The 11,300-nt window shown below is 72.4% G+C and carries 11 protein-coding genes; 8 read left to right on the top strand and 3 right to left on the bottom strand.

Annotation, left to right across the window (positions count from 1 at the left end):
- The first annotated feature begins 77 nt into the window (after positions 1-77).
- Together IH68_RS0139880 and IH68_RS0139875 are read left to right on the top strand one after the other, a co-directional pair.
- Positions 78-653, top strand: coding sequence for a helix-turn-helix domain-containing protein (locus tag IH68_RS0139880; RefSeq protein WP_030945878.1), 576 nt, complete (start codon positions 78-80; stop codon positions 651-653).
- A 5-nt stretch (positions 654-658) separates the two neighbouring features.
- A complete protein-coding gene (locus IH68_RS0139875) occupies positions 659-1,387 on the top strand; it encodes a helical backbone metal receptor (RefSeq protein WP_030945876.1) in 729 nt (242 codons plus the stop codon).
- 69 nt (positions 1,388-1,456) lie between these two features.
- Here IH68_RS0139875 and IH68_RS0139870 read toward each other — a convergent pair whose 3' ends face one another.
- Complete coding sequence (locus IH68_RS0139870; protein WP_051833970.1) at positions 1,457-2,623, bottom strand: TDT family transporter; 1,167 nt, start codon at positions 2,621-2,623, stop codon at positions 1,457-1,459.
- Between the two features lie 71 nt (positions 2,624-2,694).
- On the opposite strand from IH68_RS0139870, the gene IH68_RS0139865 reads away from it, so the two are divergent.
- Both IH68_RS0139865 and IH68_RS0139860 read left to right on the top strand, forming a co-directional pair.
- On the top strand, positions 2,695-3,618 hold the full coding sequence (locus tag IH68_RS0139865; RefSeq protein WP_030945870.1) for a LysR family transcriptional regulator: 924 nt from the start codon (positions 2,695-2,697) through the stop codon (positions 3,616-3,618).
- A 279-nt stretch (positions 3,619-3,897) separates the two neighbouring features.
- On the top strand, positions 3,898-4,863 hold the full coding sequence (locus tag IH68_RS0139860; RefSeq protein ID WP_030945867.1) for an aminoglycoside phosphotransferase family protein: 966 nt from the start codon (positions 3,898-3,900) through the stop codon (positions 4,861-4,863).
- On the opposite strand, the gene IH68_RS0139855 is transcribed toward IH68_RS0139860, so the two are convergent.
- Complete coding sequence (locus IH68_RS0139855) at positions 4,838-5,551, bottom strand: gamma-glutamyl-gamma-aminobutyrate hydrolase family protein (RefSeq protein WP_030945864.1); 714 nt, start codon at positions 5,549-5,551, stop codon at positions 4,838-4,840. The genes IH68_RS0139860 and IH68_RS0139855 overlap by 26 nt on opposite strands.
- Positions 5,552-5,636: 85 nt before the next feature.
- Positions 5,637-6,371 carry a FadR/GntR family transcriptional regulator gene (locus IH68_RS0139850; protein WP_030945860.1) on the bottom strand — a complete coding sequence of 245 codons (735 nt, stop codon included), beginning with the start codon at positions 6,369-6,371 and terminating at the stop codon, positions 5,637-5,639.
- A 94-nt stretch (positions 6,372-6,465) separates the two neighbouring features.
- On the opposite strand from IH68_RS0139850, the gene IH68_RS0139845 reads away from it, so the two are divergent.
- From IH68_RS0139845 to IH68_RS0139830, 4 genes are read left to right on the top strand one after another with little or no spacing between them, the layout of a single operon-like run.
- Positions 6,466-7,836, top strand: coding sequence for a glutamine synthetase family protein (locus tag IH68_RS0139845; protein ID WP_030945857.1), 1,371 nt, complete (start codon positions 6,466-6,468; stop codon positions 7,834-7,836).
- Between the two features lie 8 nt (positions 7,837-7,844).
- Positions 7,845-9,233 carry an aldehyde dehydrogenase family protein gene (locus IH68_RS0139840; protein ID WP_030945854.1) on the top strand — a complete coding sequence of 463 codons (1,389 nt, stop codon included), beginning with the start codon at positions 7,845-7,847 and terminating at the stop codon, positions 9,231-9,233.
- Positions 9,230-10,012: a 3-oxoacyl-ACP reductase gene (locus IH68_RS0139835; RefSeq protein ID WP_030945851.1), complete on the top strand. Its 783-nt coding sequence runs from the start codon at positions 9,230-9,232 to the stop codon at positions 10,010-10,012. The genes IH68_RS0139840 and IH68_RS0139835 overlap by 4 nt, the downstream gene beginning before the upstream one ends.
- Before the next feature lie 25 nt (positions 10,013-10,037).
- Entirely contained in the window at positions 10,038-11,276 is a 1,239-nt protein-coding gene (locus IH68_RS0139830; protein ID WP_030945848.1) for a haloacid dehalogenase-like hydrolase, read from the top strand.
- Positions 11,277-11,300: the final 24 nt, after the last annotated feature.

Raw genomic sequence — 11,300 nt, 5'->3', positions numbered from 1 at the left:
GTGCCGCCCCCGGACGCCGGTGCACGGCACACGGAACCGCGCCACACGGACCACGAGCGAAGGAGGGAGCCGGAGCGATGGGCGACCACAAAGACGACCACAAGGATCAGCCCCTGCGAGTGGGCGCTGCCGTGCGGCGACGCCGTCGGGCGCTGCAGCTCACCCTCGCCGTCGTGGCCGAGCGCAGCGGCCTGTCGGTTCCGTTCCTGAGCCAGGTCGAGAACGACCGGGCGCGGCCCAGCAGAACGTCCCTCGAGAAGGTGGCCGACGCCCTGCGCACCACCGCCGTGGAACTCCTCGCCGCCGCCGACCCGGCGTGCAGCGTCGACGTCGTGCGCGCCGAACCGGAGCCGGCGGCAGAACCGCGGGTGCGTTCCCTGGTGCGGGGGCACCACCAGATGCACGCCTCGGAGTTCACCGGGGACCATGACGCGGGCCGCGAATTCCAGTACCGCAACGACCAGTTGATGTACGTTGCCGACGGCGCGGTGGAGATCGAGGCCGAGGGGCGGGCCTACCGGCTCGGCCGCGGCGACACGCTGTACCTGACCGGCGGCGTACGCCACCGGTGGCGGGCGACCGTGTCCGACACGCGCGTGGTCGTCGTCGCGGTGGCCGAGCACGTCGAGGCGGTCCAGAACCGGTCGCGGTAGTGCCGGTGCGTGTCGTCTCCCTCGTCCCGTCGCTGACGGAGGCGGTCGCGGTCTCGGTACCGGGAGCCCTGGTCGGCGCGACCGACTGGTGCACGCACCCCGCGGACCTGGACGTCCCCCGCATCGGCGGCACCAAGAACCCGAAACTCGACCGCATCCTCGCGCTCGCCCCCGACCTGGTGGTGGCCAACGCGGAGGAGAACCGCGAACCCGACCTGGCGGCGCTGCGCGCGGCGGGCGTCGAGGTCCTGGTGACGGTGGTATGTGACATACCACAGGCGTTCGCGGAGCTCGCCCGGGTGCTGGAGGCCTGCGGCGCGAAGTCCCGCCCCCGCTGGCTCGACGAGGCCGAGACGACCTGGTGCCGCCTGCCGCGCCCCGAGCACCGTACGACGGCCGTGGTCCCGATCTGGCGCCGCCCCTGGATGGTCCTGGGCCGGGACACCTTCGCCGGCGACGTCCTGTCCCGCCTCGGCGTCGACCACCTCTACGCCACCCACCCCGACCGCTACCCCCGCATCCCGCTCGACGAGCTGCGGGCGGCCGCCCCGGACGTCGTCGTACTGCCGGACGAGCCGTACCGCTTCACGGCCGACGACGGCCCGGAGGCGTTCCCGGGACTGAAGTGCGCACTGGTCAGCGGACGTCATCTGACCTGGTACGGGCCGTCGTTGACCGAGGCGCCGCGGGTGCTGGGCGAGGCGCTGCGAAGCGCTCCGCGGGATGAGCGGTGAGCTGTTTGCGGGTGCGTCGTGGCCGGTCGCGCCCGCGCGGCGGAGCCGCATGTCCACGCCCGCGCCCCTTCAGGGTGCGGCCGCAGGATCGACATGCGGCTCCGCCGCGCGGCAGCGGACTTCGCCCGAACCGCTTGGCAGCGCTCCGCTGACCAGACCGCGAGCCGTGTGCAGGGCGGCGGTGCCCCAGGCGACGACGAGCAGGACGTACAGCCCGACCGCGAGCCAGTCGTACACGACGAGCCCGGTGTGCCGGGCGAGCGCCTCGGCGCCCGTGACACACGTCCCGACCGGGAAGGTGAACGCCCACCACGTCATCGCGAAGCCCATGCCCTGCCGCCGGGCCCGCACCACATGCGCGGCGGCGAACACCAGCCAGAGCAGCGCGAAGCCCATGACGGGCACGCCGTACAGGACGGCCAGGATGCCGAATCCCTCGCTGTACGGCGCCGGTACGACCCCCGGTGCGACGTCCGCGAACCTGCCGACCGCGGTGGTGGACTGCCCCAGCGGCCCGAGCACCAGGAACAGGGTCGGGGTCAGGACGAGGGGCAGCGGACCGCCGGTCATCAGCCGACCGAAGATCACCGGCAGCATCAGCAGGGTCATGAGGAGACTGAGCCCGAACATCGCGAAGCAGGCGAACAGGAGCGTCTCCCGGGGCTGCCCCGCCGGCAGGTGCGGCACGAGGAGCGGCCCGAGCGCCGCGGACACCATGGGCGCGACGACAGGCAGCAGCCACACCGGCGTGGCCTGCTCCGGCTCGGCCTTGTGTCGTACGGCCATCAGGTACGGGACGGCGACGGCGGCCGCGAGCCCCACCACCGTCCCGGCGGTGAACAGCACGGCGTCGAGAACGAGCGCGCCGTCCGGTCCGATCCAGTGCCGGCCGACGGTGACGGCACCGCCGCCGACGGCCAGCAGGGCCATGGCGAGACACCCGTAGAACGGTGCCGTCGCCGGGTCGAGGAGGTGGGCGCGGGCCTGGTCGCGGTGGTGCCTCCAGTGCAGGGCGCGGGCGGTCAGCAGAGCGAGCAGGAGGCCGAGGGAGAGGGCCCACACGGCTGCGCAGGCGGTGCGCAGGACGGGGACGTGGAGGGGGAGCGACGACCCTGCGGTGGCGACGATGGCGGTGCCCATGACGGCGGCGTACCAGTTGGGCCCGAGATGACGGACGGCCGTGGCGCGCGGGGGGCGTGCGGTGGCACGCGGAAGGGGCTGGGCTGCGGTGACCATGGCAGTCACGGTCTCGCTGCCGGGTCCCTGCGACCAGGGAGCATGTCTCTATGAGGGCATAAGCTGGAGTTATGAGTAACAGGGAGGAGCCGCCGGCCGTCGTGGTCTCGCTGGCGCATCGGGTGCCTGATCTCGGGGCGCTGGAGTTGCTGCTGGCGGTGGCGCGGCTCGGCAGTCTGGGCGGGGCCGCGCGGGAGGTGGGGATCACACAGCCGGCGGCGAGCAGCCGGATCCGGTCGATGGAACGGCAGTTGGGTGTGGCCCTCGTCGACCGTTCCCCGCGGGGTTCCCGCCTCACGGACGCCGGTGCGCTGGTCACGGACTGGGCGCGGCGGATCGTCGAGGCGGCGGAGGCCTTCGACGCGGGGGCGCAGGCGCTGCGGGACCGGCGGGACTCCCGGTTGCGGGTGGCGGCGAGCATGACCATCGCCGAATACCTGCTCCCCGGCTGGCTGTTGGCGCTGCGCGCCCAGCGTCCCGACACGGCGGTGTCCCTGCTTGCGGGCAACTCGGCGGCGGTGGGGGAGCGGTTGCTGTCGGGCGAGGCGGACCTGGGTTTTGTGGAGGGGGTCAGTGTGCCGCCCGGCCTGGACTCGACGGTGATCGCCCACGACCGGCTGATCGTGGTGACGGCACCGGGACATGCGTGGGCCCGCCGCCGGCGTCCGCTGGAGGCCTCGGAGCTGGCGGAGACGCCCCTGATTCTGCGGGAGAAGGGTTCAGGGACCCGGCAGGTCCTGGATGCGGCGCTGGGCGGGTTGGCGCGGCCGCTGATCGAACTGTCGTCGACGACTGCGGTGAAGGCTGCGGTGGTCAGCGGGGCGGGGCCGGCGGTGCTGAGTGAGCTGGCGGTGGGGGAGGAGCTTGCTATGCGGCGCCTGGTGTCGGTGCCGGTCGACGGCGTCGCGCTGGCCAGGGATCTGCGGGCGGTGTGGCCGACGGGGCATCGGCCGGTGGGGCCGGCACGTGAGCTGTTGTCGCTGACCCGTGGGTAACGATCTTTCCTCGCCCCCGCCGCCCCTTGCCGTCCCGACCCGGGGGGCTCCGCCCCCCGGACCCCCGCTCCTCAAACGCCGGAGGGGCTGAATTTTGCGGACTGGGGCTGAATTTCGCCGGCCGGGGATTGATCTTTTCAGCCCGTCCGGCGTTTGAGGACGAGGCCGTTCAGGCCGATCGGGGGTCTGGGGGCGGAGCCCCCAGGGACGGGACGGGTAGGGGCGGCGGGGGCGAAAACCCTTGGTGTGCGAGGGGCACCGGACCGCACCATGAACCGCATGACCACCCCCGCCCCGCCCGCCGCAGGCGTCCGCACACCCTGGGACGCACTCCCGGCCACCGTGCGCAACGCCGTTGCAGACGTGCTCGGCGGCAGCCCCGTCGTCCACGCAGTCACCCAACCCGGCGGCTTCTCCCCAGGCACAGCCGCCCGCATCCGAACCGCCGACGGCCGCCGCGCCTTCGTCAAGGCGGTGAGCGCGGACACCAACCCGCACAGCCCCACTCTGCACCGCACCGAGGCCCGCCATACCGCCGCCCTCCCGCACACCGTCCCCGCACCCCGCCTGCTCGGCACTTACGACGACGGAACCTGGGTCGCCCTGGTCCTGGAGGAGATCCCCGGCCGTCAGCCCCATGTCCCCTGGCGGGAGCGGGAGTTGCAGCGCGTCCTCGACGCCGTGGCAGAACTCAGCCGTATCCTCACCCCGTCCCCGGTGGACGCACCGCCCGCGGCCGAAGCGCTCGCCGACGACTTCTCCGGCTGGCAGCGGTTGCGGGCGCAGCCGGAGCACGAGGTCCGTGGACGCCTCGACGCCTGGACTCTCGCCCAACTGCCCCGCCTCGCCGGCATCGCCGCGGACTGGACCCGGGCTGCGTCCGGCGACACCCTCGCCCACGCCGACCTGCGCGCCGACAACATGCTGCTCACCGCCGAAGACCGGGTCGTCTTCGTCGACTGGCCGCACGCGGTGCGCGCCGCACCCTGGTTCGACCTGCTGGTGATGCTGCCCTGCGTGAGGGCCCAGGGCGGACCGGACCCGGAGGAGGTGTTCACGGCGCATCCCGTCGGCCGGGAGGCGGACCCGGCAGCCGTCACCACCGCTCTGGCCGCGCTGGCCGGCTACTTTGTCGAGCACGCCCTGCGGCCGCCGCCCCCAGGCCTTCCCACCCTGCGCGCCTTCCAACGCGCCCAGGGCGACGCCGCCCTCGCCTGGCTCAGGAGACGGCTGAAGGACTCGTAGCCGAAGCAGCCGCCTCCACCAGCGCCCGCATGACCCGCAGGTCGTCCCCCATCTCCGGATGCCACTGCACACCCAGCACCCAGCCGTCCGCGGGCGGCAGTTCCAGCGCCTCCACCGTCCCGTCCGCCGCGTGGGCCGAAGGGATCAGGCCGGTGCCGAGGTGGTCGACGGCCTGGTGGTGATACGTCGGTACGGATGTCTCCTCGGGCACGGCGGCGGCGTACCGCGTGCCGGGCACCGGCTTCACCGGGTGGTCGCCGAAGACGCCGACGACCTCGGCGTGGCCGTCGATGTGCTGGACGAGCGTGCCGCCCAGGGCGACGTTCAGGAGCTGCATGCCCCGGCAGATGCCCAGCAGGGGGACTCGGGCGGCCAGGGCCGCATCGATCAGCGCCAGTTCCCAGGCGTCCCGGGCACGCGCCGGCGGGCCCGTCCGCGGATGGGGCTCCGCGCCGTAATGGACCGGCTCGACGTCCGGACCGCCCGCGATCACCAGACCGTCGAGACGCGCGACGGTCGCGGAGGCGTGCTCCGGCGCGTTCGGTGGCAGCATCACGGCCAGCCCGCCCGCCCGCTGCACCAGCCGCGGATAGCCGACCGGCAGCAGCGCGGCCTCCAGCTCCCACACGCCCCAGCGCGCCCCGGCCTCCAGATACGTACTGATGCCGATCAGCGGCCCGTCCGCCATGCGTCCTCCCGGTCCGGCAAAGGATTGTATTCATACCTTTGTCGAGAGGTGCCCTCGAAGGCAAGGCCCCCGGGAAAGCGGCCCCTCACGCCAGGAACCCCCTGAGCAGCGCCGCCGTCCCCGCGCAGTGCTCCCGCATCATCTCCCGCGCCCCGTCCGCGTCCCCGTCCAGGACCGCCTCCACCAGCGCGACGTGCTGCCGCTGCGAGTGCTCCAGGTTGCGGACGAGGAGCGGAATGCAGTCGAGCAGGTCGTTCACCGTCGCCCGGACCGCCGCGTACTGCGCGGTCAGCGTCGGAGATCCGCAGAGCTCGGCCAGCGTCAGATGCAGCATCGTGTCCAGACGCCGGTAGTCGGCGAGCGGTGCGTCGCCCGTGCGGGCCAGGGCCTCGCGCAGCCGGTCCGCCTGCTCCCTGCCCAGGCCATGCGTCGCGCACAGCCCCGCCGCCCCGACCTCCAGGACCTCCCGGAAACGCAGGACGTCCTCGATGTCGACCTCGGCGACCCGGCGCCGCAGCTCGTCCTCGCCGCCGGCGTCCGCGCGCGGCAGGACGAACGTGCCGCCGTAGCGCCCGCGCCTGGACTCCACCAGACCCTGGTCCTGCAGCACCTTCAGCACCTCGCGCAGTGTCACCCGGCTGATCCCGAGCCGCTCCGCCAGCTCCCGCTCGGCCGGCAGCCGGTCGCCGCCCGGCACCAGACCCAGCCGTACGACCTGCAGAATCTGCTCCAGTGCCTCCTCGAAGCCGTTGCCCGCCCGCACCGGCCGCAGTACCGGTGTCAACCGGTCCTCCAGGCTGCCGTCCGGATCCAGCGACATCCCGCCGCACCCCCTTCCCAAGCAATGGTTCTCCGCAATACCTTATGGCTTCCGGCCCGGTCGAAAAAGCGTCAGCAGCCGAAGGAGCTCTCCCGTGGCAGACCGCACACCCCCGCTCAGCGTCGAGGAGCTGCATGCCCTCGTCGCGAGCGGTGAGATCGACACTGTCGTCCTGGCCTTCCCCGACATGCAAGGGCGGCTCCAGGGCAAGCGGTTCGCCGCACGTTTCTTCCTCGACGAGGTCCTCCACCACGGCACCGAGGGCTGCAACTACCTCCTCGCCGTCGACACCGAGATGAACACGGTCGACGGATACGCGATGTCCTCCTGGGAGCGCGGCTACGGCGACTTCGCCATGCACCCGGACCTGCGCACCCTGCGCCGGGTGCCCTGGAACGCCGGTACGGCCATGCTGATCGCCGACCTCGCCTGGAACGACGGTTCGCCCGTGGTCGCCGCCCCGCGGCAGATCCTCCGCCGCCAGCTGGAGCGCCTCGCCGAGCACGGCTTCACCGCCCAGGTCGGCACCGAGCTGGAGTTCATCGTCTTCAAGGACACCTATGAACAGGCCTGGGACGCCAACTACAGAGGGCTGACACCGGCGAACCAGTACAACATCGACTATTCGGTGCTCGGCACGGGACGCATCGAGCCCCTGCTGCGCCGTATCCGCAATGAAATGGCGGGCGCCGGCCTCACCGTCGAGTCCGCCAAGGGCGAGTGCAACCCCGGCCAGCACGAGATCGCCTTCCGCTACGACGACGCCCTCGTCACCTGCGACCAGCACGCGATCTACAAGACCGGCACCAAGGAGATCGCCGCCCAGGAGGGCGTGTCGATCACCTTCATGGCCAAGTACAACGAGCGGGAGGGCAACTCCTGCCACATCCACCTCTCCCTTGCGGACGCGGCCGGCAACAACGCCATGGCGGGCTCCTCCGACGACCCCGGGGGCATGTCGGACGTCATGCGGTACTTCCTCGCCGGACAGCTCGCCGCCCTGCGCGACTTCTCGCTCCTGTACGCCCCCAACATCAATTCGTACAAGCGGTTCCAGCCGGGCTCCTTCGCCCCGACCGCCGTCGCCTGGGGCTACGACAACCGCACCTGCGCCCTGCGGGTCGTCGGCCACGGCCGCTCAATGCGGTTCGAGAACCGGCTGCCCGGCGGTGACGTCAACCCGCATCTCGCCGTCGCCGGGCTGGTGGCGGCCGGACTGTACGGCATCGAGCAGAAGCTGGAGCTGCCCGAGGCGTGTGCGGGGAACGCGTACACCGCCGAGTACGAGCACGTCCCGACCACCCTGCGCGAGGCCGCCGAGCTCTGGGAGACCAGCCCGATCGCCAAGGCCGCCTTCGGCGACGAGGTCGTCGCGCACTACCGCAACATGGCGCGCGTCGAGCTCGAGGCCTTCGACGCCGCGGTGACCGACTGGGAGCTGCGCCGCTCCTTCGAACGCATGTGAGGCCCCTGTTGTCTGCCGAGTACACGTCTGCCGAGCACGAACTCGTCGTACTGAACCCCGCCACCGAGGAGGTCGTCGCCACCGTCCCCGCCGCCGACGCGGCCGACGTGGACCGCGCCGTCGCCCGCGCGACCGCCGCCCAGCGGACCTGGGCGGCCGCCGCCCCCGCCGACCGGGCCCGACTGCTGCGCCGCTTCGCCGACGTCGTCGACGCGCATGTCGAGGAGCTGGCCCAGCTGGAGGTCCGCCAGGCGGGCCATGTCCTCGGCAACGCCCGCTGGGAGGCCGGCAACGCCCGCGACCTCCTGCTGTACTCCGCGGGCGGCGCCGAACGCCTCCTTGGCAAGCAGATCCCCGTGACCGGCGGCTGGGACGTCACCTTCCAGGAACCGCTCGGCGTGGTCGGTGTCATCGCCCCCTGGAACTTCCCGATGCCCATCGCCGCCTGGGGCTCCTTCCCGGCCCTCGCGGCGGGCAATGCGGTCGTCCTCAAGCCCGCCGAGACCACCCCGCTGACCGCCCTGCGCCTGGCCGAACTCGCCCTGGAGGCGGGCCTGCCGGAGCATCTCTTCCAGGTCGTCCCGGGTTACGGTCACATCGCCGGCCGCGCCCTCGTCGACCACCCCGACGTCGCGAAGATCGTGTTCACCGGCTCCACCCGCACCGGCCGCGAGGTCATGGAGCGCTGCGCCCGGCTGGTCAAGCCGGTCACCCTCGAACTCGGCGGCAAGAGCCCCAACATCGTCTTCGCCGACGCCGACCTCAGGACCGCCGTCGACCCCTTCTCCTTCCTGGACAACTCCGGCCAGGACTGCTGCGCCCGCACCCGGATCCTGGTCCAGGAACCGGTGTACGACGAGGTCCGCGACCTGCTCGCCGACGCGCTGTCCACGGTCGTGGTGGGCGACCCGGCCGACGAGAAGACCCAGATGGGCCCGCTGATCAGCCGTCAACAGCTGGACCGCGTACGGTCGTTCGTGCCCGACGAGGCCCCGGCCCTGCGGGGCAGCGCCCCCGACGGGCCCGGGTTCTGGTTCCCGCCGACCGTCCTCACCGGCGAGCGGCACGACTCGGAGGCGGCCCGCGAGGAGATCTTCGGCCCCGTCGCCGTCCTCCTGCCCTTCACCGACGAGGCCGACGCGATCCGCCTCGCCAACGACACCCCGTACGGCCTGGCCGGCTCCCTGTGGACCCGCGACCTGGGCCGCGCCCTGCGCGTCTCGCGGGCCGTCCGCGCCGGCAACCTCTCCGTCAACTCCCACTCCAGCGTCCGCTACTGGACCCCCTTCGGCGGCTACAAGCAGTCCGGCCTGGGCCGCGAGCTCGGGCCGGACGCCCTGACCGCCTTCACCGAAACCAAGAACGTCTTCATCAGCACGGAAGGCCCCGCACAGTGACCGACACCCCTGTTTGCCGACGCCTGGTCGGGCGTACCGCCGTCATCACCGGAGCCGGCAGCGGCATCGGCCTCGCCACCGCACGCCGGCTCGCCTCCGAAGGCGCGCACGTCGTCTGCGGCGACGTCGACGAGGCCCGCGGCAAGGCGGCCGCCGACGAGGTCGGCGGGACCTTCGTGAAGGTCGACGTCACCGACGCCGAGCAGGTCGAGGCCCTCTTCAAGACCGCCTTCGACACCTACGGCAGCGTCGACATCGCCTTCAACAACGCGGGCATCTCCCCGCCCGACGACGACTCCATCCTGGAGACCGGCCTGGAGGCCTGGAAGCGCGTCCAGGAGGTCAACCTCACCTCCGTCTACCTGTGCTGCAAGGCCGCCATCCCCTACATGCGGCAGCAGGGCAAGGGCTCCATCATCAACACGGCGTCCTTCGTGGCGCGTATGGGCGCGGCCACGAGCCAGATCTCCTACACCGCCTCCAAGGGCGGCGTGCTCGCCATGTCCCGCGAGCTGGGCGTGCAGTTCGCCCGCGAGGGCATCCGCGTGAACGCCCTCTGCCCGGGCCCGGTCAACACCCCGCTCCTCCAGGAACTGTTCGCGAAGGACCCCGAGCGGGCCGCCCGTCGCCTGGTCCACATCCCCGTCGGCCGGTTCGCCGAGGCCGAGGAGATCGCCGCCGCCGTCGCCTTCCTCGCCAGCGACGACTCCTCCTTCGTCAACGCCACAGACTTCCTGGTGGACGGCGGAATCGCGGGCGCGTACGTCACGCCCCTGTAGGGACGAAACGGTACGGTCCACGCATATGCGATCCCTTCTCGCGTGGACCCTGGCCGCGGCCGCCGCCCTGGCGGCCGCGCCCACCGCACCCCCCGTCTCCCCGCACTCGAACTGCCCCCGCCTGACCGGCACTTGGTACGGCGACAACCGCGCCCGCCTCCAGCAGGTGATCGACGAGCGCGGCACCTGCTCGGGAGCCGGCGGCCACCCGGTCGCCGTCTTCGACTGGGACAACACCGTCACCAAGAACGACGTCACCGACGCCACCCTCTCCTGGTCCCTCAGACACGACCGGCTCCTGCGCCCGGCCCGCTGGAAGGACACCAGCCCCTGGCTCACCGACGCCGCCGACCGCGCCCTGGCCGAGGCCTGCGGCACCGGCACCTCCGAACCCCTGCGCACCTCGACCAACCCCCGCTGCACGGACGAGATCCTCGACATCCGCGAGAACGCCACCACCGCGAGCGGCGCCCCCGCCTTCGCCGGCACCTGGAACCACCGCCGCACCGTCCCGCAGTACGCCTGGATCCCCCAGCTCTTCGCCGGCCGCACCCCCGCCGACCTCGCCTCCTACGCCCGCCAGGCCCGCACCGAAGCCCTGGCGGCCCCCATCGGCGCCACCCGCACCCTCGGCACCCACACCGTGCCCGCCTACGTCCGCTACTACGACCAGCAGCGCGACCTCATCCACACCCTCCAACGAGCCGGATTCGACGTCTACATCGTCTCCGCGGGCTCCGAGCCGATCACCGAGGTCTGGTCCCGGGCCATCGGCATCGACCCCGCCCACACCATCGCCATCCGCTCCCTCCTCGACCGCCGCGGCCGCATCACACCCAGCAACCAGGGCTGCGGCAACGTACCCGCGACCCGTGGCACGGCGATCCCGTACATCGACGGCAAACGCTGCTGGATCAACCAGGAGATCTACGGCGTCCAGGGCGCCGCGGCCTGGCAGCGGCAGCCGTGGCCGCGGCGCCCGGTCCTCGCGGCCGGGGACGCCGACACCGACGTCACCTTCGTCGGCGACGCGACCGGCGCACACCTCGTCCTCAACCGCAACAAGCCGGAGCTGATGTGCCGGGCCTACGACAACGCCGACGGCCGCTGGCTGATCAACCCCATGTTCATCGAGCCCCTGCCGCGCAGGCCGGACCCGTACCCGTGCTCGACCAGGGCCCACAACGCCTCCGACGGCGCCAAGGACCCCCTTCTGCGCGACGACGGTTTCGTGGTCCCGGACCAGCCGGACACCGTGTACTGACCTGCAGCGACCCCTGGTGCACCG

The sequence above is a fragment of the Streptomyces sp. NRRL S-646 genome (genome assembly GCF_000720765.1).
In the GTDB taxonomy this organism is placed as follows: domain Bacteria; phylum Actinomycetota; class Actinomycetes; order Streptomycetales; family Streptomycetaceae; genus Streptomyces.
This window is presented reverse-complemented; position numbering and strand designations above follow the sequence as displayed.

Bases quoted from the DNA above. Each gene is read 5' to 3' on its own strand.
- IH68_RS0139880 (WP_030945878.1), top strand. From the start codon at position 78: ATGGGCGACCACAAAGACGACCACAAGGATCAGCCCCTGCGAGTGGGC.
- IH68_RS0139870 (WP_051833970.1), bottom strand. From the start codon at position 2,623: ATGGTCACCGCAGCCCAGCCCCTTCCGCGTGCCACCGCACGCCCCCCG.
- IH68_RS0139865 (WP_030945870.1), top strand. From the start codon at position 2,695: ATGAGTAACAGGGAGGAGCCGCCGGCCGTCGTGGTCTCGCTGGCGCAT.
- IH68_RS0139860 (WP_030945867.1), top strand. From the start codon at position 3,898: ATGACCACCCCCGCCCCGCCCGCCGCAGGCGTCCGCACACCCTGGGAC.
- IH68_RS0139855 (WP_030945864.1), bottom strand. From the start codon at position 5,551: ATGGCGGACGGGCCGCTGATCGGCATCAGTACGTATCTGGAGGCCGGG.
- IH68_RS0139850 (WP_030945860.1), bottom strand. From the start codon at position 6,371: ATGTCGCTGGATCCGGACGGCAGCCTGGAGGACCGGTTGACACCGGTA.
- IH68_RS0139830 (WP_030945848.1), top strand. From the start codon at position 10,038: ATGCGATCCCTTCTCGCGTGGACCCTGGCCGCGGCCGCCGCCCTGGCG.